Annotated in this window: 17 protein-coding genes; 12 read left to right on the top strand and 5 right to left on the bottom strand. The window is 61.1% G+C overall.

Going from position 1 to position 23,002, the window contains the following annotated elements:
* Nucleotides 1-52 precede the first annotated feature (52 nt).
* Nucleotides 53-2,794, bottom strand: coding sequence for an aconitate hydratase AcnA (acnA, locus tag KHP07_RS00680; protein ID WP_078047416.1), 2,742 nt, complete (start codon nt 2,792-2,794; stop codon nt 53-55).
* A 191-nt stretch (nt 2,795-2,985) separates the two neighbouring features.
* Between acnA and rlmM the strand changes: the two genes are divergently transcribed.
* Together rlmM and tusA are read left to right on the top strand one after the other, a co-directional pair.
* The gene (gene rlmM, locus KHP07_RS00675) at nt 2,986-4,062 is read left to right on the top strand and encodes a 23S rRNA (cytidine(2498)-2'-O)-methyltransferase RlmM (protein WP_078047417.1); all 1,077 of its coding nucleotides are present in this window, start codon (nt 2,986-2,988) and stop codon (nt 4,060-4,062) included.
* A gap of 27 nt (nt 4,063-4,089) precedes the next feature.
* The gene (gene tusA / locus KHP07_RS00670; protein ID WP_071483636.1) at nt 4,090-4,341 is read left to right on the top strand and encodes a sulfurtransferase TusA; all 252 of its coding nucleotides are present in this window, start codon (nt 4,090-4,092) and stop codon (nt 4,339-4,341) included.
* Here tusA and KHP07_RS00665 read toward each other — a convergent pair.
* The gene (locus KHP07_RS00665) at nt 4,338-5,732 is read right to left on the bottom strand and encodes an MATE family efflux transporter (RefSeq protein WP_099494395.1); all 1,395 of its coding nucleotides are present in this window, start codon (nt 5,730-5,732) and stop codon (nt 4,338-4,340) included. The two genes, tusA and KHP07_RS00665, sit on opposite strands and share 4 nt — an antisense overlap.
* 140 nt (nt 5,733-5,872) lie before the next feature.
* On the opposite strand from KHP07_RS00665, the gene pdxB reads away from it, so the two are divergent.
* Entirely contained in the window at nt 5,873-7,015 is a 1,143-nt protein-coding gene (pdxB, locus tag KHP07_RS00660) for a 4-phosphoerythronate dehydrogenase PdxB (protein WP_214496424.1), read from the top strand.
* A 159-nt stretch (nt 7,016-7,174) separates the two neighbouring features.
* Here the strand turns inward: pdxB and KHP07_RS00655 are convergent, their stop codons facing one another.
* Nucleotides 7,175-7,348: a PA1571 family protein gene (locus tag KHP07_RS00655; protein ID WP_014717504.1), complete on the bottom strand. Its 174-nt coding sequence runs from the start codon at nt 7,346-7,348 to the stop codon at nt 7,175-7,177.
* A 258-nt stretch (nt 7,349-7,606) separates the two neighbouring features.
* Here KHP07_RS00655 and KHP07_RS00650 point away from each other — a divergent pair, with 258 nt between their 5' ends.
* Nucleotides 7,607-9,391 (top strand): ABC transporter transmembrane domain-containing protein, encoded by a 1,785-nt coding sequence (locus KHP07_RS00650; protein ID WP_177409468.1) that lies wholly within the window; start codon nt 7,607-7,609, stop codon nt 9,389-9,391.
* 93 nt (nt 9,392-9,484) lie between these two features.
* Here the strand turns inward: KHP07_RS00650 and KHP07_RS00645 are convergent, their stop codons facing one another.
* Entirely contained in the window at nt 9,485-11,413 is a 1,929-nt protein-coding gene (locus KHP07_RS00645; protein ID WP_099494397.1) for a transglycosylase SLT domain-containing protein, read from the bottom strand.
* A 213-nt stretch (nt 11,414-11,626) separates the two neighbouring features.
* Here KHP07_RS00645 and KHP07_RS00640 point away from each other — a divergent pair, with 213 nt between their 5' ends.
* Nucleotides 11,627-13,549, top strand: coding sequence for an ATP-binding cassette domain-containing protein (locus KHP07_RS00640; protein WP_078047423.1), 1,923 nt, complete (start codon nt 11,627-11,629; stop codon nt 13,547-13,549).
* Between the two features lie 159 nt (nt 13,550-13,708).
* Here the strand turns inward: KHP07_RS00640 and KHP07_RS00635 are convergent, their stop codons facing one another.
* Nucleotides 13,709-14,149, bottom strand: coding sequence for a universal stress protein (locus tag KHP07_RS00635; RefSeq protein WP_078047424.1), 441 nt, complete (start codon nt 14,147-14,149; stop codon nt 13,709-13,711).
* Between the two features lie 105 nt (nt 14,150-14,254).
* On the opposite strand from KHP07_RS00635, the gene KHP07_RS00630 reads away from it, so the two are divergent.
* From KHP07_RS00630 to KHP07_RS00600, 7 genes are all read left to right on the top strand, one after another.
* On the top strand, nt 14,255-14,692 hold the full coding sequence (locus KHP07_RS00630; protein ID WP_100491284.1) for a hypothetical protein: 438 nt from the start codon (nt 14,255-14,257) through the stop codon (nt 14,690-14,692).
* 619 nt (nt 14,693-15,311) lie between these two features.
* Complete coding sequence (fadB, locus tag KHP07_RS00625; protein WP_078047426.1) at nt 15,312-17,459, top strand: fatty acid oxidation complex subunit alpha FadB; 2,148 nt, start codon at nt 15,312-15,314, stop codon at nt 17,457-17,459.
* 29 nt (nt 17,460-17,488) lie between these two features.
* Nucleotides 17,489-18,664 carry an acetyl-CoA C-acyltransferase FadA gene (fadA, locus tag KHP07_RS00620; protein ID WP_099494400.1) on the top strand — a complete coding sequence of 392 codons (1,176 nt, stop codon included), beginning with the start codon at nt 17,489-17,491 and terminating at the stop codon, nt 18,662-18,664.
* Nucleotides 18,665-18,760: 96 nt separating this feature from the next.
* Entirely contained in the window at nt 18,761-18,997 is a 237-nt protein-coding gene (locus tag KHP07_RS00615) for a DUF1653 domain-containing protein (protein WP_078047427.1), read from the top strand.
* Between the two features lie 114 nt (nt 18,998-19,111).
* A complete protein-coding gene (topA, locus tag KHP07_RS00610) occupies nt 19,112-21,733 on the top strand; it encodes a type I DNA topoisomerase (protein ID WP_099494401.1) in 2,622 nt (873 codons plus the stop codon).
* Between the two features lie 126 nt (nt 21,734-21,859).
* Nucleotides 21,860-22,381: a DUF6586 family protein gene (locus KHP07_RS00605; RefSeq protein WP_058425064.1), complete on the top strand. Its 522-nt coding sequence runs from the start codon at nt 21,860-21,862 to the stop codon at nt 22,379-22,381.
* A gap of 178 nt (nt 22,382-22,559) precedes the next feature.
* Nucleotides 22,560-22,793, top strand: a complete 234-nt coding sequence (locus KHP07_RS00600) for a hypothetical protein (protein ID WP_014717511.1) — start codon at nt 22,560-22,562, stop codon at nt 22,791-22,793.
* Nucleotides 22,794-23,002 lie beyond the last annotated feature (209 nt).

Below are 23,002 nucleotides of genomic sequence, written 5' to 3'. Positions count from 1 at the left end.
ATCCACCGCATTCGCGAGCAAGCCCGCTCCCACATTGGTTTTGCAGTGTTGCTTAAGAGGCGATCAACTGGCGCAGCACGTAGTGCAAGATCCCGCCCGACTTGAAGTATTCCACCTCATTGAGCGTATCGATCCGGCACAGCACCTCGACCTTCTCGCTGCTGCCATCCTCCCGGGTAATCACCAGCGTCAGGTTCATGCGTGGCACGATCTCCACGTCGGTCAGACCGAGAATGTCGATCTTCTCCTTGCCGGTGAGCTTGAGCGACTTGCGGTTCTGATCCAGCTTGAACTGCAATGGCAACACACCCATGCCCACCAGGTTGGAGCGGTGAATCCGCTCGAAACTCTCGGCGATCACCGCCTTGACGCCCAGCAGGTTGGTGCCCTTGGCTGCCCAGTCGCGGCTGGAGCCGGTGCCATATTCCTGGCCGGCCACCACCACCAGCGGCGTGCCCGACGCCTGGTATTTCATCGACGCATCGTAGATCGGCATTTTCTCGCCAGTGGGGATGTACAGCGTATTGCCGCCTTCTTCGCCGCCGAGCATTTCATTGCGGATACGGATGTTGGCAAAGGTGCCGCGCATCATCACTTCATGGTTGCCGCGGCGTGAGCCGTAGGAGTTGAAGTCCCGTGGCTCCACGCCCTGTTCGCGCAGGTAGCGGCCGGCCGGGCTGTCGGTCTTGATATTGCCGGCAGGGGAGATGTGGTCGGTGGTGACCGAGTCGCCCAGCAGCGCCAGCACGTTGGCGCCTTTGACGTCCTTGATGACCGGCAGTGGGCCTGCAATGTCGTCGAAGAATGGTGGGTGCTGGATGTAGGTGGAGTCTTTCTGCCACACGTAGGTGGCGGCCTGTGGCACTTCAATGGCTTGCCATTGCTCGTCACCGGCAAACACTTCGGCGTATTCCTTGTGGAACATACCGGTGCTGACTTGGGCCACTGCGTCGGCGATTTCTTTGCTGCTCGGCCAGATGTCCTTGAGGTACACCGGGTTACCGGCCTGGTCGTTACCCAGCGGCTCACTGCTGATATCGATGCGCACGGTTCCCGCCAGGGCATAGGCCACCACCAGCGGTGGCGAGGCCAGCCAGTTGGTTTTCACCAGGGGATGCACGCGGCCTTCGAAGTTGCGGTTACCGGACAGCACCGACGCCACCGCGAGGTCAGCCTTTTGGATGGCTTTCTCGATCGGCTCGGGCAACGGCCCGGAGTTGCCGATGCAGGTGGTGCAGCCATAGCCCACCAGGTCGAAGCCCAGTTTGTCCAAGTACTGGGTCAGGCCCGCAGCCTTGTAATAGTCGGTGACCACTTTGGAGCCAGGGGCCAGCGAGGTTTTTACCCAGGGTTTGCGGGTCAGGCCCTTTTCCACGGCCTTTTTCGCCACCAGCCCGGCCGCCATCATCACGCTGGGGTTGGAGGTGTTGGTGCAAGAGGTGATTGCGGCGATCACCACCGCGCCGTTCTTCAGGCGATAGGTCTGGCCGTCGTATTCGTAGTCGGTTTCGCCCACCAGGTCGGCGTTGCCCACGGCAACCCCGCCGCCGCCTTCGCTTTCGAGGCGGCCTTCTTCCTTGTTGGTGGGTTTGAATTGCAGGTCGAGGAAGTCGCTGAACGCCTGGCCGACATTCGGCAGGGCCACGCGGTCCTGTGGGCGTTTCGGCCCGGCCAGGCTGGCTTCGACGCTGCCCATGTCCAGGGCCAGGCTATCGGTGAACACCGGCTCTTGGCCGGCGATGCGCCACAGGCCCTGGGCTTTGGTGTACGCCTCGACCAGCTTCACGGTTTCTGCCGGACGGCCGGACAGGCGCAGGTAGTCCAGCGTTACCTCATCCACCGGGAAAAAGCCGCAGGTGGCGCCGTATTCCGGGGCCATGTTGGCGATGGTGGCGCGGTCGGCCAGCGGCAGGTCGGCGAGGCCGTCGCCATAGAACTCGACGAATTTACCCACGACGCCTTTTTTGCGCAGCATCTGGGTCACGGTCAGCACCAGGTCGGTGGCGGTGATGCCTTCTTTGAGTTTGCCGGTGAGCTTGAAGCCGATCACTTCCGGGATCAGCATCGACACCGGCTGGCCGAGCATCGCCGCTTCCGCTTCGATCCCGCCCACGCCCCAGCCGAGTACGCCGAGGCCGTTGATCATGGTGGTGTGGGAGTCGGTGCCGACCAAGGTGTCCGGGAAGGCGTAGGTGCGGCCGTCTTCGTCTTTGGTCCAGACTGTGCGGCCGAGGTATTCGAGGTTGACCTGGTGGCAGATACCGGTGCCCGGCGGCACCACGCTGAAGTTGTCGAATGCGCTCTGGCCCCAGCGCAGGAAGGCGTAGCGTTCGCCGTTGCGCTGCATCTCGATGTCGACGTTCTGCTCGAAGGCGCTGGTGGTCCCGAACTTGTCGACCATCACCGAGTGGTCGATCACCAGGTCCACGGGCGAGAGCGGGTTGATGCGCTGTGGGTCGCCCCCGGCCTTGGCCACGGCGGCGCGCATGGCGGCCAGGTCGACCACGGCAGGCACGCCGGTAAAGTCTTGCATCAATACCCGGGCCGGGCGGTACTGGATCTCGCGGTCGGACTGGCGCTCTTTGAGCCAGGCGGCGATGGCCTTGAGGTCGGCGCCGGTGACGGTCTTGTCGTCCTCCCAGCGCAGCAGGTTTTCCAGCAGCACCTTGAGGGACATCGGCAGTCTATCCAGGTCGCCCAGGCTCTTGGCGGCTTCGGGCAAGCTGAAGTAGTGATAGGTCTTGTCGTCGATCTGCAGGGTTTTAAGGGTTCTCAGGCTATCAAGGGATGACATTACATGACTCCTTATGGTCCGCACGGCTACGGACCTGACGGGACGAACAGAGCTTTCAACTTAGCCCTGTTTTCATTAGCAGGCTAATAACTGGACTCTATCGTTAAGTCCAAGGTTCCGAACTCGGCTATCATGCGCGCGTTTTCATGACAGGACTTGCGCTGCAGCAAGCCCAGTTGCCAGGAGATTCAATGAACACCCTTTTTATGCACTGCCGCCCGGGTTTTGAAGGCGAAGTCTGTTCCGAGATCGCGGAACACGCCGCGCGCCTGAACGTTTCCGGCTACGCCAAGGCCAAGACCGGTAGCGCCTGCGCCGAATTTGTCTGCACCGAAGAAGACGGCGCCCAGCGCCTGATGCACGGCCAGCGCTTTGCCGAGCTGATCTTCCCGCGGCAGTGGGCGCGCGGGGTATTCATCGACCTGCCGGAAACCGACCGCATCAGCGTGATCCTCGCCCACCTGCGCGAATTCCCGGTGTGCGGCAGCCTGTGGCTGGAGATGGTCGACACCAACGACGGCAAGGAACTGTCGAACTTCTGCAAGAAATTCGAAGTGCACCTGCGCAAAGCCCTGCTGAACGCCGGCAAGCTGGTGGACGACCCCAGCAAGCCGCGACTGCTGCTGACCTTCAAGAGTGGCCGTGAAGTGTTCATGGGCCTGGCCGAGTCGAACAACTCGGCGATGTGGCCGATGGGTATTCCACGTCTCAAGTTCCCCCGCGAAGCCCCCAGCCGCTCGACCCTGAAGCTGGAAGAGGCCTGGCACCACTTCATCCCCCGCGACCAGTGGGACGAGCGCCTGCATGGCGACATGACCGGCGTCGACCTCGGCGCGGCGCCGGGCGGCTGGACCTGGCAGTTGGTCAACCGTGGCATGCTGGTGACCGCCATCGACAACGGCCCGATGGCCGAAAGCCTGATGGACACCGGCCTGGTGCAACACTTGATGGCCGACGGTTTCACCTTTGTGCCCAAGCAGCCGGTGGACTGGATGGTCTGCGACATCGTCGAAAAGCCGGCGCGTAACGCCGCGCTGCTGGAAACCTGGATCGGCGAGGGGCATTGCCGCGAGGCGGTGGTGAACCTGAAGTTGCCGATGAAGCAGCGGTATGCCGAAGTGAAGCGTTTGCTGGAGCGCATCGAAGACGGCTTCAAAGCCCGTGGCATTCGGGTGGAGATCGGCTGCAAGCAGCTGTACCACGACCGAGAGGAAGTGACCTGCCACCTGCGTCGGTTGGTGGATGTGAAGAAAACCAAGGCCCGGTAGACTGGCGGCCAGTTCCAGGAGTAGATCATGAGCGATATTTTCGACACCGCCGTCGACGGCACCCTAGATGCAACAGGCTTGAATTGCCCAGAGCCCGTGATGATGCTGCACCAGCACATCCGCGACTTGCCACCAGGCGGCTTGCTCAAGGTGATCGCGACCGACCCGTCCACGCGCCGCGATATTCCCAAGTTCTGCGTGTTTCTCGACCACGAACTGGTGGATCAGCAGGAGCAGGCCGGTACGTACCTGTACTGGATCCGCAAGAAGTCCGCTTAAACCCGCGCCTTGTCGGCGCGAATGCGCCGGCGTGCACTGCGCGCCAGGCGCACCAGCAACATCCCCGCCGCACAGCTGAGGCCCACGATCAGCCCTTGCCACAAGCCGCTTGGGCCGCTGGGTTCGCCGAGCCAGTCGGTCAGCCCCAAGGCATACCCCACCGGCAGGCCCACGCCCCAGTACGCGAACAGGGTTAGCACCATGGTCACGCGGGTGTCCTGGTAGCCACGCAATGCGCCCGCCGCCGTGACCTGGATCGAGTCGCTGAACTGGAACAGCGCCGAGAACACGATCAACATCGACGCCAGGTGAATGACCACCGGGTCCGGGGTGTAGATCGCCGCAATCTGCTCGCGAAACACCAGCATCAGGCTGCAGGACAGGCAGGCATACGCCAGCGCAGTGCCCATGCCGACACCCGCCGCGAAGCGTGCTTCGCGCGGCTCGCCACGGCCGAGGGCCTGGCCGACGCGCACGGTCACGGCCATGCTCAGGGAGTAGGGGATCATGAACACCAGCGAGCTGACGTTCAGCGCGATCTGATGGCCCGAGACCACGGTGGCGCCGAGGCTGCCGATCAGCAGGGCGATGACCGCGAAGATGCTCGATTCGGCAAAGATCGCGATGCCGATGGGCAGGCCAATCCCCAACACACGCTTGATCACGGCCCATTGCGGCCAGTCGAAACGCTTGAACAGTTCGCTGCTCTGGTAAGCCGGGCCCCAGCGGGTCCAGACCGCCAGGCCGAGCATCATCACCCACATCGCAATGGCCGTGGCCCAGCCGCAACCGACGCCGCCCATGGCCGGCACGCCCAGGTGGCCGTAGATGAAGATGTAGTTCAGCGGGATGTTCAGCGCCAGGCCACACAGGCCCATCACCATGCTCGGCCGCGTGCGGCCCAGGCCGTCACTGAAACAGCGCAGCACGTAATACAGCGCAATGGCCGGCATACCGGCGGCGATGCCGTGCAGGTAGCCCATGGAAGGTTCGATCAGGTCCGGTTCCACCTTCATCGCCTGCAGGATCGGTTCGGCGCAGAGCAGCAACAGCGAGGCGGTGATACCGACCACCACGGCCAGCCACAAGGATTGACGCACCAGCGGGCCGATCTCGCTGAACTGCCCGGCCCCGTAACGCTGCGCGACTTTGGGCGTGGTGGCCAACAGCGTGCCGGTCATCAGCAGGTATACCGGGATCCAGATCGAGTTGCCCAGGCCCACGGCCGCCAGGTCCTGGGGGCTGACGCGCCCGGCCATCACCGCATCGACAAAACTCATCGCGGTGGTCGCCAGTTGGCCGATCATGATCGGCAGGGCGAGCGTCAGCAGGCCGCGCACTTCCCGGCTGATGCGGGCGGGGCGGGTGAGGGTGGCGGTGGCAGTGTTCACGTACAGGTGTCCCGTAGAAGGAGGCGCAAGGACGGCGGATTCTACGCCTTGACGCATCGGTCAGGAAAAAACCAGTGTTAGCGATTTGTAAGCGAGGGCTGCGATCCCTGTACACTGCGGGTCCGCCAAAGGAGCCTGCCATGCTGATTGTTGCCGACGAAAATATTCCGCTGCTCGATGCATTTTTCCAGGGATTTGGCGAGATTCGCCGCGTGCCCGGCCGTTCCATTGACCGCGCCACGGTCGAGCAGGCTGATGTGTTGCTGGTGCGCTCGGTGACCAACGTCAACCGTGCGCTGCTGGAGGGCACGAAGGTGCGCTTCGTCGGCACTTGCACTATCGGCACCGATCACCTGGACCTCGACTACTTCCAGCAGGCCGGCATCCAGTGGTCCAGCGCCCCAGGCTGTAACGCCCGTGGCGTGGTGGACTACGTGCTGGGCAGCCTGCAGACCCTGGCCGAGATCGAAGGTGCCGACCTCAATCAGCGCACCTACGGCGTGGTCGGCGCCGGTGAAGTGGGCGGGCGGCTGGTCAAGGTGCTCAAGGGCCTGGGCTGGAATGTGCTGGTCTGCGACCCGCCACGCCAGATCGCCGAGGACGGGGATTACGTCAGCCTGGCGCAGATCATCGAGCAGTGCGACGTGATCAGCTTGCACACGCCGCTGACCAAGTCCGGCAACGGCTCCACCTGGCACCTGTTCGACCGCCAGCGCCTTGAGCAACTCAAGCACGGCACCTGGCTGATCAACGCCAGCCGTGGCCCGGTGGTCGACAACGCCGCCCTGCGCGAGGTGCTGCTGGACCGCGAAGACCTGCAAGCGGTGCTGGATGTGTGGGAAGGCGAGCCGGAAGTGGACGTCGACCTGGCTGACCTGTGCGTACTGGCCACGCCGCATATCGCCGGCTACAGCCTGGACGGCAAGCAGCGCGGCACGGCGCAGATCTATCAGGCGTTCTGCGCGCACCTGGGTCAGGAGCCAAGCCTTCAATTGAGTGATTTGCTGCCGCCACCCTGGTTGGCCGAGGTGCACCTGAATGCCTCCACCGATCCGGCCTGGGCCTTGGCGACCCTGTGCCGCAGCGTGTATGACCCGCGTCGTGACGACGCGGATTTCCGTCGCAGCCTGGTGGGCACCGTGCAAGAGCAGCGCAAGGCGTTTGACCTGCTGCGCAAGCATTACCCGGAGCGCCGTGAAATTGATGGCTTGAAGGTGCGTATCCACGGGGAATCCGCCGCGCTAGCCTCTATAGCCACAGCCCTCGGTGCCGAGGTGCACTAACTGTATGACTCCTTGTAGGAGCCGGCGTGCCGGCGATGGCGCCCGCAAGATCACCGCGCGGCTCAGGGCCGCTCGCCGGCAAGCCGTCTCCCGCGCGGGGTGTGTTTCGGGCATAAAAAACCCGGCCACCAGGGCCGGGTCAGAAAGAGCGTAGGCGTTTCAGCCTTGCTGGGCAGGCTTGACCAGTCGCTGTTCCAGTTCGCTGCACGCTTGCTGGATCATCTCTTCGGTAATCTGCACTTCGCGGCCCTTGGCGTCGATGTACGAGCAAGGCAACTGCTGCGGCTGGCGGATCACTTCAATCTTGGCATCGCTGCTATTTTGCAAGGTCATGGCCTGTCTCCTCATCAGGTTGTGTCCCTATTCTGCTTATCACTCTAAGCCGCCCGCGTGACGAGGCTGTTACAACTCCCTGCAAAGTCACCGGTTCGAACACCCAGTCCATCAGAAACCGCTACACATTTCCAGCCTGGGGTTAGACCGATAGCCTCTAGGGATCAGCATCGGCGGGCATAATTAACCTGACTCATTGTTATTTACCCAAGTTCCCCCAATGTTGTGGTGTAGATACTTATCTCCCTTGCGCAGGTGATGCCCTCCATGTTCTCCGTCCGTCAACGCCGTGCGATCCGCCTGGCCAGCCGCTTCATTGCGCCCTACCGCTGGCACGCCCTCGGTGCCCTGTTGGCGCTCATCGTCACCGCAGGCATTACCTTGTCCATGGGGCAGGGTATTCGCCTGCTGGTGGACCAGGGCTTTATGACCCAATCACCGCACCTGCTCAATCAGTCCATCGGCCTGTTCATGGTGCTGGTGCTGGGCCTGGCAGTGGGCACCTTTGCACGGTTTTACCTGGTGTCGTGGATCGGCGAACGGGTGGTGGCGGATATTCGTCGGCAAGTGTTCAACCACCTGATCTACCTGCATCCGGGCTTCTACGAGAACAATCGCAGTTCGGAAATCCAATCGCGACTGACCACCGACACCACCTTGCTGCAGTCGGTGATCGGCTCGTCGCTGTCACTGTTCCTGCGCAATGCCTTGATGGTCATCGGTGGCATCGTGCTGCTGTTTGTCACTAACCCCAAGCTCACCAGTATCGTGGTGGTGGCGCTGCCGCTGGTATTGGCGCCGATCCTCATCTTCGGCCGGCGCGTACGCAGCCTGTCGCGCCAAAGCCAGGACCGCATCGCCGACGTGGGCAGCTATGTGTCCGAGACCCTCGGGCAGATCAAGACCGTGCAGGCCTACAACCATCAAGTGCAGGACGAACAGCGCTTCGCCGTGACCGTGGAAGACGCCTTCACCACTGCGCGCAAACGCATCACCCAACGCGCCTGGCTGATTACCCTGGTGATCATGCTGGTGCTCGGCGCCGTGGGTGTGATGCTGTGGGTTGGTGGCATGGATGTGATCAACGGGCGCATTTCCGGCGGTGAGCTGGCGGCGTTTGTGTTCTATAGCCTGATCGTCGGCAGCGCGGTCGGTACCCTGAGCGAAGTGCTCGGCGAGCTGCAGCGCGCTGCCGGTGCCGCCGAGCGGATTGGCGAATTGTTGCAGTCGAGCAACGAAATCCAGGCGCCCGCCGCCGGGACCGTGCAACTGCCGGAACGGGTCAGTGGCCGCATGGCGCTGCAAGACCTGCGCTTTTCCTACCCTTCACGGCCCGACAGCTACGCCATCGACGGCCTGAACCTGACCATCAACCCCGGTGAAACCCTGGCGCTGGTGGGGCCGTCCGGTGCGGGCAAGTCGACTATTTTTGACCTGCTGCTGCGCTTCTACGACCCCCAGCATGGCCGCATCCTGCTCGAAGGCCACCCGCTGACCGAACTCGACCCCATGGACCTGCGCCGCCACTTCGCCCTGGTGTCCCAGAGCCCGGCGCTGTTTTTCGGCAGCGTCGAAGAGAACATCCGCTACGGCAATCCGACGGCCACCCTCGAACAGGTCGAAGCCGCCGCGCGCATTGCCCACGCCCATGACTTCATCCTGCAAATGCCTGACGGCTACCGGACACACCTCGGCGACGGCGGCATGGGCCTCTCCGGCGGCCAACGCCAACGCCTGGCCATCGCCCGCGCCTTGCTTGTAGACGCGCCGATCCTGCTGCTGGACGAGGCCACCAGCGCCCTCGATGCCCAGAGCGAACACCTGATCCAGCAAGCGCTGCCGCAACTGATGCAAGGGCGCACCACGCTGGTCATCGCCCATCGACTGGCCACGGTGAAGAACGCTGACCGCATCGCCGTAATGGACCAGGGCAAGTTGGTGGCGGTAGGCACGCATCAACAACTTATTGCGAGCAATCCGTTGTATGCGCGGTTGGCAGCGTTGCAGTTCAGTGATGGGGTAGAGGAAAGCGCCACACACTAACGCTCACTGCCCATAAAAAAATGCCCGCATTGAGAAATGCGGGCATTTTTATTGAGCTTGAAGCTTCAAGCTTGACGCTCAAGGCTGCCTTTACTACTGATCATCAAAATACCGCTCATGCCAATCCACCAACGGCTGCGGTGAATTGAGCTTCTGGCCGTAGATCACCGAATAAGACAGCACGTTTTGCACATATTGGCGGGTTTCGTCGAACGGGATACTTTCCACCCATACGTCGAAACTCAGATGATCCGCGCCGCGCAGCCACTGGCGCACACGGCCTGGGCCGGCGTTGTAGGCGGCGGAGGCGAGCACGCGGTTGCCGTTGAACTGGCTGTGCACCTGGCTAAGGTAAGCGGCGCCGAGCTGGATGTTTTTGTCCGGGTCCAGCACCTGGGCGGGGGAGGCCAGGGGGATGCTGAACTTGCGCGCGGTTTCCTTGGCAGTGCCGGGCATGAGTTGCATCAGGCCGCTGGCGCCGACGCCGGAGCGGGCGTCGTCCATGAAGGCGCTTTCCTGGCGGGTGATTGCAAACACCCAGCTGGAATGCAGGCCGCGTACCTTGGCTTCACGCACCAGCGTGTCGCGGTGGGCCATCGGGAAGCGGATGTCCAAGTCGTCCCAATACTGCGCCTGGCTGATGGTGCGGATCGCGGGGAAGTACCACTTCATATCGTAGGCCAGCTTGGCCTGGGCGACCATCTCGTCGCGGTTGAAGTGACGGCTGACGTGGTACCACTCGCGGCGGCCATCCACGATCTGGCCTCGGGCGTAGAACTCCAGGGCACGGCGCACGCCGGGGGTGTTGCGCACCTTGTTGAGCAGCGCCTGGCTCATCGGCAGCGGTTTGTTCTTCAACTGGTACGGGGCCTTGGAGCGATCCGCCGCGAGGAAGCCGTAGAAGTCGCGTTCTTGCGACAGGTGCTTGTACAGGACCAGCGCTTGCGGGTTTTTCGGCTCGGCCAGTTCCAGGCTGCGGGCCTGCCAGTAGCGCCAGCGGTTGGTGGTGGCCAGGTCTTGTGGGAGTTTGCGCGTCAACTGATAGGCATCTTCCCAGCGGGCCAGGCGCAACAGCAGGCGCAGGCGCCACTCGGAGACGGTGTTGTCACGCAGTTCAGGGTCGTACTTGGTCATCACCTCGAGGGCGCGCGGGTCATAGCGCTTGGCCAGGGTGAGGCCGATTTCGCGGGCGATCGACACTTTTTCGTCACGCGAGAAGTGCATGCTGCTGGCGTAGCCGTCGAGCAGGGCCATGGCCTTGTCCGGATCCTGGCGTGCCAGGCGACGCAAGCCGAGGCCCACGGCGTCAGACATGGCCTCAGTGGCCGGCAGGAAGCGTGACGGGTCGCTGAGCATGTCGGGCTTCTGCGCCACGTCCACCATCAAGCGACCTTGGGCGCCGAGGGTGGGCAGGGTTTTCACCAGGCTGTTGGCCAGGGCGTAGTTGCGCGCTTCGGCGGCGAGCTTGGCGCGGTCCCAGATCTTCTGTTCGGTGAGTTGGCCGTCTGCCGCCCACTGGCCGAAGGTGACATCGCAGGCCGCCGGTTGGGACTTGCCAGTCATCCAGAGTTTTTCGGCGGTCTTATAGCCTTCCGCCTTCAAGTTGTGGGTGAGTTGGTACTGGCCATGCAGGCAGTCCAGCTCGACGAAATTGAGCTTGGCGTCGTAGTACTTTTCAAAAGTCTGCCAATCGCCACGCTCGGCCAGCCAGCGCAACCAGCGCAGTTTCATCCAGTTGGCCTGGGGCAGGTCGCCGTTTTTGGCGAGGAACTGCTCGATTTCCTGGTTGCTCGCGGTTTTCAGGCGGGCGGTCAGCTCGTCGTAGGCCAGGTAGGGCGTCAGCGGGTAGTCGGCGAGGGCCTGGCTGTATTGCATGTACGGGCCGGTATCGCCCTTGGCCAGCGCGCGTTTGGCTTCATCGTAATATTGACGTTGGGTGGTGAGGTCCACGGCCTGGGCGGATTGAACGGCGGTGGCAGAGAGAAGCAGACAAGATAAAAGATTAAAAAGGCGACTGCGCATGAGACGTCCGTGCAGAGAAATCACGACTAGCACCGGCACCGCCGACACTGATTGCCCCTAGCTTAGCCTTTTGCCCGCAGCCTACGAAAGCTTTGCCGGCCGGTTCGTTCAAGTTCGCTGGAAATGTCCTACAGAACGTGTCGACAGCGAAAATGCCAGCCGCATCCCACCCCTAACTCAGGTAGAATGCGCGCCCAGTTTTTGGAGAAGCGTATGACCCTGCTCAAATTCAGCGATGTGTCCCTTGCTTTCGGCGCTATGCCGTTGTTGGACAAGGTGTCCTGGCAGATCGCCCGTGGTGAGCGGGTGTGCATCATCGGCCGCAACGGCACCGGCAAATCCAGCATGATGAAGCTGGTAAAAGGCGACCAGAAGCCCGACGACGGCTCTGTATGGCGTGCCCCGGGCCTCAAGATTGGCGAATTGCCGCAAGAATTGCCGGTGGCCGACGGACGGACAGTGTTCGACGTGGTTGCCGAAGGCCTGGACGGCGTGGGTGAGCTGCTTGCGCAATACCATCACCTGGCGCAGAACTGCGTCACCGAAGAAGACCTGGACAAGCTGATGCACGTCCAGCAGGACCTCGAAGCCCGTGATGGCTGGCGCCTGCAGCAACTGGTCGACAGCACCCTGAGCCGCCTGCAACTGCCGGCCGACAAGACCCTCGCCGAGTTGTCCGGCGGCTGGCGTCGTCGCGTGCTGCTGGCCCAGGCCCTGGTGTCCGAGCCCGACCTGCTGCTGCTCGACGAGCCGACCAACCACTTGGATATCGGCGCGATTGCCTGGCTGGAAGAAGCCCTCAAGGACTTCCAGGGCGCCGTGCTGTTCATCACGCACGACCGTTCCTTCCTGCAGAACCTGGCGACCCGCATCCTTGAACTTGATCGTGGCGGCCTGATCGACTGGAACGGCGACTACGCCAGCTTCCTGGTGCACAAGGAAGCCGCCCTGGCTGCCGAAGAAACCGCCAACGCGCTGTTCGACAAGAAGCTGGCCCAGGAAGAAGTCTGGATCCGCCAGGGCATCAAGGCCCGTCGCACCCGTAACGAAGGCCGCGTGCGTGCCCTGAAGGCCCTGCGTGTAGAGCGCAGCGAGCGTCGTGAGCGCACCGGCAAGGCCAATATCCAGCTGGACACCGCCGACAAGTCGGGCAAGCAGGTGATGGTGCTGGAGAACGTCAGCTTCCACCACCCGGATGGCCCGTTCCTGATCAAGGACTTCTCCATGGTCCTGCAGCGCGGCGACCGTATCGGCCTGCTGGGCGCCAACGGTACCGGCAAGACCACCTTGCTCAAGCTGATGCTCAGCGGTCTGCAACCGACCAGCGGCACCGTGGAAGAAGGCACGCGCATCGATGTGGCCTACTTCGACCAGCTGCGCCACCAGCTGGACTTGGAAAAAACCGTGATCGACAACGTCGCCGAAGGCCGCGACTTTATCGACATCGACGGCCAGAGTCGCCACGTGCTGAGCTACCTGGGCGACTTCCTGTTCAGCCCGCAACGTGCACGTACACCGGTGAAAGCCTTGTCCGGTGGCGAGCGTGCGCGCCTGCTGCTGGCCAAGCTGTTCAGCAAGCCGGCCAACCTGCTGGTACTCGATGAACCGACCAACGACCTCGACGTGGAAACCCTCGAACTGCTTGAAGAAGTGCTGCTGACCTTCAACGGCACTGTGCTCATGGTCAGCCACGACCGGGCATTCCTCGACAACGTGGTCACCAGCACCCTGGTCTTCGAAGGTGAAGGCAAGGTGCGTGAATACGTCGGTGGTTACCAGGACTGGCTGCGCCAGGGTGGTTCGCCGCGTTTGCTGGGTGTGACCGAAAGCAAGTCCGGCAAGGCTGACTTGACCTCGGCAGTCGTGGCGCCAGTTGTTGCCGAGGCTGCACCGGTCCAGGACGCTGCACCGGCGGCCAAGAAAAAGCTCAGCTACAAGCTGCAGCGTGAACTGGAAGCCTTGCCGGGTGATATCGACGCCAAGGAACAGCAGATCGCTGCGGTAGAGGCGCAAATGGCTGACGCGGGCTTCTACCTGCGTCCTGCGGCGGAAACCGCCAAGGTCATCGCCTCCCTGGAAACATTGAACCAGGAGCTGGAAGCGTTGGTTGAGCGTTGGGCTGAGCTGGATGCCTGAGTGATTCCAGTGCATTAAAAAACCCGGTGTTCATCTGATGAACACCGGGTTTTTTATAGGAACCTGTAGGAGCCGGCTTGCCCGCGATTGCATTCTGTCAGGCCATACATCTGGTGGCTGACAGTCCGCTATCGCTGGCAAGCCAGCTCCTACAAGGGGTTATGCGTTTTTGATCAGTTTGACGGCCAGCACATCGCACGGCGCACCGTGCAGCACATCATTGGCTGTAGAACCCAGCAACAACGCCAAACCGTGACGACCATGGCTACCCACCACGATCAAGTCGCAAGCCTTTTCCTTGGCCAGATGGTGGATTTCCTGGCGCGGTTGGCCGTACGTCAGGTGGCAGTCTTCCTTTTTCAGGTGCGGGTATTTGAGAATCAAACGGTCCAGGCGCTCCTTGGCCTGGTCAAATTGTTGTTGCTGCAACTGGGAAAGGTCCATGGGCACGTCGCCACCAAAGGCCATGGCCATGGGCTCGACGATATGCACCAGCGACAGTATGGCGCCATTGGCCAATGCAGATTCCTGCGCGCGCTTGATCACCGGATCGCACTCTTCGGTCAGATCGACAGCGACCAGAATATGTTGGTAGGGCATGAGGCGTTCCTCCAAGGGACTGCAATATGTTCAGTATGGCTGCTTTCAAGCGGATGGGGTTGCGTCAGGTCAAATCCGCTCATCTAGAAATTCGGGAGTACACATATGACGGTCTGGATAGTGGTGTCAATCCTTGTGGTGGTTCTGAGCCCCCTGGCATGGCTGCGCCCGTCGCGCCACCAGAGCGGGCGCATGGCCCTGCGCATGGAGGCACGCCGCATCGGCCTGGCTATGCAATTGGCACCTCAGGAGTGGCCGCACTGGCTCAAGCCAGAGCCGCCGAGCCCCTGCGCTCAGTACTGCCGGCCACGGCGGGGCAGCACCCCGGCGATCTGGAGTTACTGGCAGTTGGAGCCGGGGGTGTGGGTCAATCAGTGGCGCGAAGTGTGCGTGGATGAGAAGTTGTTGCCGCATTTTGCAACGCTGCCGGCCAACGTCTACAAGGTCGAGGCCGACAAGCAGATGATCGCCTTGTATTGGGGCGAGAAGGGTGAGGCGAGCGTGTTGAAGGCTATCGATACGCTGCTCAAGGCCTTGGCCTGACACCGACCCTGGCGGCCTGCAACAACACCCTGTAGGAGCCCGGCTTGCCGGCGATGGCATTCTCAAGATTGGCGCAATGTTTGCGGGCCCCATCGTCGGCAAGCCGGGCTCCTACAAAGGGCGTGCAAATCATGGAAAGCGGCAGGCAATAAAAAGCCCGACATCATCATCGGGCTGGAGTTGGCCAGGCAGGCCGGTAAACCTGTGGTACCCGCGTCGGATGTTCATCCAGGCGCGTTACGGTTGTCGCTAGCCTAGCGGCATATCCGCTTCTGTACAGCTTTTTCCCGCATCTTTTCTATTATTGATTTCGTGAATATTTGAATATTGATGAATCACGGGCTTAGGGCCGGGGTTCTGAAATGACTGGAAAGTCGCGTTTTTCCTAGCCTTTCGAGCGATTGACAATTGTCCGGAATTGGATGAAGGTGGCGTACCCAAATCAAACGGGCGTATGAATTGAGCGTTTGTCTGTCAGACTGCTCATACAGAACCCCGACTATCGCATTGGCGGGTGTGCCTGGCGGATTGGCATGAGCATTGACGCAACGGTCAGTGTCCAACCAGAGGCCAGCGTCCAATGTGTACTGTTCAGCTTCCATATCGTGGAGATCAGTTGATGATTTACGAAGGTAAAGCCATCACGGTTAAGGCTCTTGAAAGTGGCATCGTCGAACTGAAGTTCGACCTCAAGGGTGAGTCCGTCAACAAGTTCAACCGTCTAACCCTGAATGAATTGCGTCAGGCCGTAGACGCCATCAAAGCAGATGCTTCGGTCAAGGGCGTGATCGTTTCCAGCGGCAAGGACGTGTTTATCGTCGGCGCTGACATCACCGAATTCGTCGACAACTTCAAGCTGCCCGATGCCGAGCTGGTGGCTGGCAACCTCGAAGCCAACAAGATTTTCAGCGATTTCGAAGACCTCAATGTTCCCACCGTGGCTGCCATCAATGGCATCGCGCTGGGCGGCGGCCTGGAAATGTGCCTGGCTGCAGACTTCCGCGTCATGTCGGCCACAGCCAAGATCGGCCTGCCCGAAGTCAAGCTGGGCATCTACCCAGGCTTCGGCGGCACCGTGCGCTTGCCGCGCCTGATCGGTGCCGACAACGCCATCGAGTGGATTGCCGCTGGCAAGGAAAACAAAGCTGAAGACGCCCTGAAAGTCGGTGCCGTCGACGCTGTGGTTGCCCCGGACAAACTGGCCGAAGCCGCACTGAACCTGATCAAGGGCGCCATCAGTGGCGAATTTGACTACAAGGCCAAGCGTCAGCCGAAGCTGGAAAAACTCAAGCTCAACGCCATCGAACAAATGATGTCGTTCGAAACCGCCAAGGGTTTCGTGGCTGGCCAGGCCGGCCCGAACTACCCGGCGCCGGTTGAAGCGATCAAGACTATCCAGAAAGCCGCGAACTTCGGTCGCGACAAAGCCCTGGAAGTAGAAGCTGCTGGCTTCGTCAAACTGGCGAAAACCTCGGCGGCCCAAAGCCTGATCGGCCTGTTCCTGAACGATCAGGAGCTGAAGAAAAAGGCCAAGGCCTACGACGAGATTGCCCGCGACGTGAAACAGGCTGCCGTACTCGGCGCCGGTATCATGGGCGGCGGTATCGCCTATCAGTCGGCGTCCAAAGGCACGCCGATCCTGATGAAGGACATCAACGAGCACGGTATCGAGCAAGGCCTGGCAGAAGCCGCCAAGCTGCTGGTCGGTCGTGTGGACAAAGGTCGCATGACTGCCGCGAAAATGGCTGAAGTGCTTAACGGCATTCGTCCTACGCTGTCCTACGGTGATTTCGGCCACGTCGACCTGGTGGTCGAAGCGGTTGTCGAGAACCCGAAGGTCAAGCAGGCGGTACTGGCTGAAGTCGAAGCCCAGGTCAAAGACGACACCATCCTGGCCTCCAACACCTCGACCATTTCCATCTCGCTGCTGGCCAAGGCCCTCAAGCGTCCGGAAAACTTCGTCGGCATGCACTTCTTCAACCCGGTGCACATGATGCCGCTGGTGGAAGTGATCCGGGGTGAGAAGTCCAGCGAGCTGGCCATTGCCACCACCGTTGCCTACGCCAAGAAAATGGGCAAGAACCCGATCGTGGTCAATGACTGCCCGGGCTTCCTGGTCAACCGCGTTCTGTTCCCGTACTTCGGCGGTTTCGCCAAGCTGGTCAGTGCCGGTGTGGACTTCGTGCGCATCGACAAGGTCATGGAAAAATTCGGCTGGCCGATGGGCCCGGCGTACCTGATGGACGTGGTTGGCATCGACACCGGTCACCATGGTCGTGACGTGATGGCTGAAGGCTTCCCGGACCGCATGAAAGACGACCGCCGTTCGGCGATCGACGCGCTGTACGAGGCCAAGCGCCTGGGCCAGAAGAACGGCAAGGGCTTCTACGCCTACGAGGCGGACAAGAAGGGCAAGCAGAAGAAAGTGGCCGACCCTTCGGTGCACGAAGTACTGGCGCCGGTCATCTACGAACAGCGTGAGGTGTCGGACGAAGACATCATCAACTGGATGATGATCGCCCTGTGCCTGGAAACCGTACGTTGCCTGGAAGACGGCATCGTCGAGACCGCTGCCGAAGCCGATATGGGCCTGGTGTACGGTATTGGTTTCCCTCCATTCCGTGGTGGTGCGCTGCGTTACATCGATTCGATCGGTGTGGCTGAGTTCGTTGCCCTGGCTGACAAATACGCTGATTTGGGCCCGCTGTACCACCCGACCGCGAAGCTGCGTGAAATGGCCAAGAACGGCCAGAGCTTCTTCGGTTAAGCGCCCAGACGACTAGAGCGAGAATATTTATGAGCTTGAATCCAAGAGACGTGGTGATTGTCGACTTCGGTCGCACACCGATGGGCCGCTCCAAGGGCGGCATGCACCGCAACACCCGTGCCGAAGACATGTCGGCACACCTGATCAGCAAGTTGCTGGAGCGCAACGTCAAGGTCGACCCGACCGAAGTCGAGGACGTGATCTGGGGCTGCGTCAACCAGACCCTGGAGCAGGGCTGGAACATCGCGCGCATGGCGTCGTTGATGACCCAGATCCCGCACACCGCTGCCGGCCAGACCGTGAGTCGTCTGTGCGGTTCGTCGATGAGCGCACTGCACACGGCCGCCCAGGCGATCATGACCGGCAACGGTGATGTGTTCGTGGTCGGTGGCGTGGAGCACATGGGCCACGTCAGCATGATGCACGGCGTCGACCCTAACCCGCACATGTCGCTGTATGCGGCTAAAGCCTCGGGCATGATGGGCCTGACTGCGGAAATGCTCGGCAAAATGCACGGCATTACCCGCGAAGCCCAGGACGCGTTCGGCCTGCGTTCCCACCAGCTCGCCCACAAGGCGACCGTGGAAGGCAAGTTCAAGGATGAAATCATCCCGATGAACGGTTATGACGAGAACGGTTTCCTGAAACTGTTCGACTACGACGAAACCATTCGTCCGGACACCACCCTGGAAAGCCTGGCGGCGCTCAAGCCGGCCTTCAATCCAAAGGGCGGCACCGTGACAGCCGGTACTTCGTCGCAAATCACCGACGGTGCCTCGTGCATGATCGTGATGTCGGCGCAGCGTGCCCAAGACCTGGGTATCCAGCCGCTGGCCGTGATCCGTTCGATGGCCGTGGCGGGTGTGGACCCGGCAATCATGGGCTATGGTCCAGTACCGGCCACACAAAAAGCTTTGAAGCGCGCAGGCCTGACCATCAACGACATCGACTTCTTCGAGCTCAACGAAGCTTTCGCTGCGCAGGCCCTGCCCGTGCTGAAAGATTTGAAAGTGCTCGACAAGATGAATGAGAAGGTTAACCTGCACGGCGGTGCGATTGCCCTGGGCCACCCATTCGGTTGCTCCGGTGCACGGATTTCTGGCACTTTGCTTAACGTGATGAAGCAGAATGGCGGCAACCTCGGGGTAGCCACCATGTGCATTGGTCTCGGCCAAGGCATTTCCACCGTCTTCGAACGCGTCTAAGCGTTGGGTTGACGGAAGCCGGGGCCCAGTGCCCCGGTTTTTGTTTTTGGGCAGTTTTGAATTTTTTTTTAATAAATTTTGTAAGAGGGCCAGAGCATGAAAGTCGAACCAGGGCTCTACCAGCATTATAAAGGTCCGCAGTACCGTGTTTTCAATGTAGCGCGGCACTCCGAGACCGAAGAAGAAGTGGTGTTTTACCAAGCACTGTATGGCGATTACGGCTTTTGGGTGCGCCCATTGAGCATGTTTGTGGAGACCGTCGAAGTTGACGGCGAGCAGGTCCCGCGCTTTGCTTTGGTCCAGGCCGAACCCAGTCTTTTTTCAGGGCAATAACGGCAGGTCGCGCAGAATGCTGCGCTTGACCTCACCTTGTTGCCACTATATATAGCGTTGCCGCGACAGGCGCCAACTGCCTTTCACTTCTCGAATTCAGGAATTTTCCGATCCATGGGCAAATCGCTGGTCATTGTGGAATCCCCGGCTAAGGCCAAGACCATCAACAAGTACTTGGGCAACGAGTACGTGGTGAAGTCGAGTATCGGCCATATCCGAGACCTGCCCACCAGCGGTTCGGCTAGCGCCAGCAAGGAGCCAGCCGCCAAGCGCGGCAAGGCGGCTGCGGGCGAAGGTCCGGTACTTACCCCTAAAGAGAAAGCGCGCAAGCAGCTGGTCTCGCGCATGGGGGTGGACCCGGATCATGGCTGGAAGGCCAAGTACGAAATCCTTCCAGGCAAGGAAAAGGTCATCGAAGAGCTGCGCCGGCTCGCCAAAGATGCCGACACCATCTATCTCGCAACGGACTTGGACCGCGAAGGGGAAGCCATTGCCTGGCACCTGCGGGAAGCCATCGGCGGTGATGACAGCCGCTACAAGCGTGTGGTGTTCAACGAGATCACCAAGAAAGCCATCCAGGAAGCCTTCTCCAAACCGGGCGAACTGGACATCGACCGCGTCAACGCCCAGCAGGCCCGGCGGTTCCTCGACCGCGTCGTGGGCTACATGGTTTCGCCACTGCTGTGGGCCAAGATCGCCCGTGGCCTGTCCGCCGGCCGTGTGCAATCGGTTGCGGTGAAGCTGGTGGTGGAGCGTGAGCGCGAGATTCGTGCGTTCATCCCCGAAGAGTATTGGGAAGTCCACGCCGACCTCGGCACCGCCAAGGGCGCCAACGTGCGCTTCGAAGTGGCTCGCGAAAAAGGCGAGGCCTTCAAGCCGCTGAACGAAGCCCAGGCCATGGCCGCGCTGGAGAAGCTCAAGTCTTCCAGCTACAGCATCGTCAAGCGTGAAGACAAACCGACCAGCAGCAAGCCATCGGCGCCGTTCATCACGTCCACCCTGCAACAGGCCGCGAGTAACCGCCTGGGCTTTGGTGTGAAGAAAACCATGATGATGGCCCAGCGCTTGTACGAGGCCGGCTACATCACTTACATGCGTACCGACTCCACCAACCTGTCGGTGGACGCAGTCGCGATGGCGCGTACTTATATTGAAAGCGAGTTCGGCAAGAAGTACCTGCCGGAGAAGCCAAACGTCTACAGCAGCAAGGAAGGCGCACAGGAGGCTCACGAAGCGATTCGTCCGTCCGACGCCAACACCGAGCCAAGCAAGCTGAGCGGCATGGAGCGCGACGCTGAGCGCCTCTACGAGCTGATCTGGCGCCAGTTCCTGGCTTGCCAGATGCTGCCGGCGCAATACCTGTCCACTACGGTGAGCGTGGGCGCTGGCGACTTCGAGCTGCGTGCCAAGGGCCGCATCCTCAAGTTCGACGGCTACACCCGCGTGATGCCGCAAATCGCCAAGCCAGGCGATGATGACGTGCTGCCGGACATGGCCCAGGGCGATACGTTGAAGCTAATCAAGCTTGACCCGTCCCAGCACTTCACCAAGCCGCCGGCGCGTTATTCGGAAGCCAGCCTGGTCAAAGAGATGGAAAAGCGCGGTATCGGTCGTCCTTCGACCTACGCGGCGATCATCTCGACCATTCAGGACCGCGGCTACGTGGCGCTGCACAACCGTCGTTTCTATTCGGAAAAGATGGGCGATATCGTCACAGAGCGACTGTCCGAGAGCTTCTCCAACCTGATGGACTACGGCTTCACCGCCGGCATGGAAGAGAACCTCGATGACGTGGCTCAGGGCGAGCGCGACTGGAAAAACGTGCTGGACGAGTTCTACGGCGACTTCAAGAAGAAACTCGAAGTGGCCGAAAGCCCAGAGAGCGGCATGCGCGCCAACCAGCCGGTGATGACTGACATCCCGTGCCTGACCTGCGGCCGTCCGATGCAGATTCGTACCGCGTCCACCGGCGTGTTCCTCGGTTGCTCGGGTTACAGCCTGCCGCCGAAAGAGCGCTGCAAGGCCACGGTCAACCTGGTGCCGGGCGATGAAATTGCTGCGGACGACGAGGGTGAGTCCGAGTCGCTGGTACTGCGTGGCAAGCACCGCTGCCCGATCTGCAGCACCGCGATGGATGCTTACCTGCTCGATGAGAAGCACAAACTGCACATCTGCGGTAACAACCCGGATTGCGACGGCTATGAGATCGAAGAAGGCAGCTACCGCATCAAGGGCTACGAAGGCCCAAGCCTGGAATGCGACAAGTGCGGCAGCGAGATGCAGCTCAAGACCGGCCGGTTCGGCAAGTTCTTCGGCTGCACCAACCCGACGTGCAAGAACACCCGCAAACTGCTGAAGAGCGGTGACGCGGCGCCGCCGAAGATGGACCCGGTGAAGATGCCCGAGCTCAAATGCGAGAAGGTCAACGACACCTACATCCTGCGTGATGGCGCTTCGGGGCTGTTCCTGGCTGCCAGCCAGTTCCCGAAAAACCGCGAGACCCGCGCACCGCTGGTGCTGGAAATCGTGCCGCACAAGGACGAGATCGATCCGAAGTACCACTTCCTGTGTGAAGCGCCGAAGAAAGACCCGGACGGTCGCCCGGCCGTGATCCGCTACAGCCGCAAGACCAAGGAGCAGTACGTGCAGTCCGAAGTAGACGGCAAGCCGACTGGCTGGAAAGCGTTCTACGACGGTGGCAAGTGGAAGGTCGAGGACAAGCGCCAGGGCGCTTGATCGACTAATCTGCGAAATACAAAGGCCGCCTGCATAGGCGGCCTTTTTTTGCGCTTGCAGTGCGCTCGGCTGATCCTTGACACTGTTAAGCCAGCATCACGCTTATTCGTTGTGGAGATTGCCGTCATGGCCAACGAACTCTATACCCGTACCAATCAGAAAATTTACTTCGCGGGTTTGTCCCTGGAAGCCCTTGGCCGTGCCGAGGAAGGGAAGGAGATGAACGCCATCGCGCTGGTCCAGGCAGGGCGTGAAGCGGCGCTGTTCCACCTTTACGGCGCCTTGCTGGGCTTGTGCCATGAAATCGCCGGGTTTTACCGCCTGCCCCAGGCCGGTTCGCCGCGTGCGGAAATGATCATGAATCGCGAAGTGCTGGATTCGATGGCGATTCCTGAGCTGGCCGAGCTGGTCGAAATGGCGCAAAGCCCTGACAGTTGGGTGGCGCGTTTGCTCAAGGCGCATGCGGATATGTTCCAGCCACCGCGTATTCCGCATGTGCCCAAGGGCGATGTGACGCAGCCGCTGATCGTGGCGGTTGCGGTGGAAGAGGAAGAACCCAAGCCGTTGAGCCGTGAAGAGCTGGAGGGCTGGCGTCAGGAACTGAAAAAGATGGCGCTGCGCTTTCGCGAAGGCCTGAACGAATGCTGATCTCCTCGTAGGAGCCGGCTTGCCGGCGATGCAGGTATCTCGGAGTGTGAGGCGCAACGCGTTGTAGCCATCGAAGCCGGCGACCATTCATCAAGCTGTCAACAAACCTGTTCAGATCCTCTGCGGGGCTGGGTGGATGACTGATATAATCCCGGCCTTTCGTGGAGAACAGACTTTTATGCCGACGTCCTTTCTGGAAATTGTTGAGTTGCCTGACGGCCGAATCGAGTTGCGCCGGGCTGAGGACGAGGGTTCTCTGGTCATTCTGGATTTTTCCGAGGACGCCAAAGTGTTCCTGCAGGGCCAGCACGTGGAAGTGGCCAAAGCCATGTTGAGCGTAGGTGTGCAGATGGCAGGTCGCCTGGCTGAAGGCGAGCCGGAGAAAGACGAAGGGCCACGGGTTCTTCACTGAGCCCTGTGGTGAAGGAGTCTGGGGTGGTTAGACAGGCTTCTCTGGTGAGCTAGCTTGCTTGTAGTGAGCGGGCTTGTTGTGGTCAGTGGGCTTGTTGTGGTGAGCGGGCTTGCTGTGGTGAGCGGGCTTGCCCCGCGCTGGGCTGCGCAGCAGCCCTAAATAGATTGACGCAGTACATCAGGTATTCCACGGTGCTTGGTTTTGGGGCC

It is taken from the genome of Pseudomonas sp. VS40, from assembly GCF_018587885.1.
GTDB lineage: Bacteria > Pseudomonadota > Gammaproteobacteria > Pseudomonadales > Pseudomonadaceae > Aquipseudomonas > Aquipseudomonas pergaminensis.
The sequence above is the reverse complement of the archived record's forward strand: the minus strand, read 5'-3'. Positions and strand labels throughout refer to the sequence as shown.

Bases quoted from the DNA above. Each gene is read 5' to 3' on its own strand.
- KHP07_RS00655 (WP_014717504.1), bottom strand. From the start codon at position 7,348: ATGACCTTGCAAAATAGCAGCGATGCCAAGATTGAAGTGATCCGCCAG.
- KHP07_RS00605 (WP_058425064.1), top strand. From the start codon at position 21,860: ATGGCCAACGAACTCTATACCCGTACCAATCAGAAAATTTACTTCGCG.
- rlmM (WP_078047417.1), top strand. From the start codon at position 2,986: ATGAACACCCTTTTTATGCACTGCCGCCCGGGTTTTGAAGGCGAAGTC.
- acnA (WP_078047416.1), bottom strand. From the start codon at position 2,794: ATGTCATCCCTTGATAGCCTGAGAACCCTTAAAACCCTGCAGATCGAC.
- KHP07_RS00630 (WP_100491284.1), top strand. From the start codon at position 14,255: ATGACGGTCTGGATAGTGGTGTCAATCCTTGTGGTGGTTCTGAGCCCC.
- fadA (WP_099494400.1), top strand. From the start codon at position 17,489: ATGAGCTTGAATCCAAGAGACGTGGTGATTGTCGACTTCGGTCGCACA.
- tusA (WP_071483636.1), top strand. From the start codon at position 4,090: ATGAGCGATATTTTCGACACCGCCGTCGACGGCACCCTAGATGCAACA.
- KHP07_RS00615 (WP_078047427.1), top strand. From the start codon at position 18,761: ATGAAAGTCGAACCAGGGCTCTACCAGCATTATAAAGGTCCGCAGTAC.
- KHP07_RS00650 (WP_177409468.1), top strand. From the start codon at position 7,607: ATGCCCTCCATGTTCTCCGTCCGTCAACGCCGTGCGATCCGCCTGGCC.
- topA (WP_099494401.1), top strand. From the start codon at position 19,112: ATGGGCAAATCGCTGGTCATTGTGGAATCCCCGGCTAAGGCCAAGACC.
- pdxB (WP_214496424.1), top strand. From the start codon at position 5,873: ATGCTGATTGTTGCCGACGAAAATATTCCGCTGCTCGATGCATTTTTC.
- KHP07_RS00645 (WP_099494397.1), bottom strand. From the start codon at position 11,413: ATGCGCAGTCGCCTTTTTAATCTTTTATCTTGTCTGCTTCTCTCTGCC.
- KHP07_RS00640 (WP_078047423.1), top strand. From the start codon at position 11,627: ATGACCCTGCTCAAATTCAGCGATGTGTCCCTTGCTTTCGGCGCTATG.
- KHP07_RS00600 (WP_014717511.1), top strand. From the start codon at position 22,560: ATGCCGACGTCCTTTCTGGAAATTGTTGAGTTGCCTGACGGCCGAATC.
- fadB (WP_078047426.1), top strand. From the start codon at position 15,312: ATGATTTACGAAGGTAAAGCCATCACGGTTAAGGCTCTTGAAAGTGGC.
- KHP07_RS00635 (WP_078047424.1), bottom strand. From the start codon at position 14,149: ATGCCCTACCAACATATTCTGGTCGCTGTCGATCTGACCGAAGAGTGC.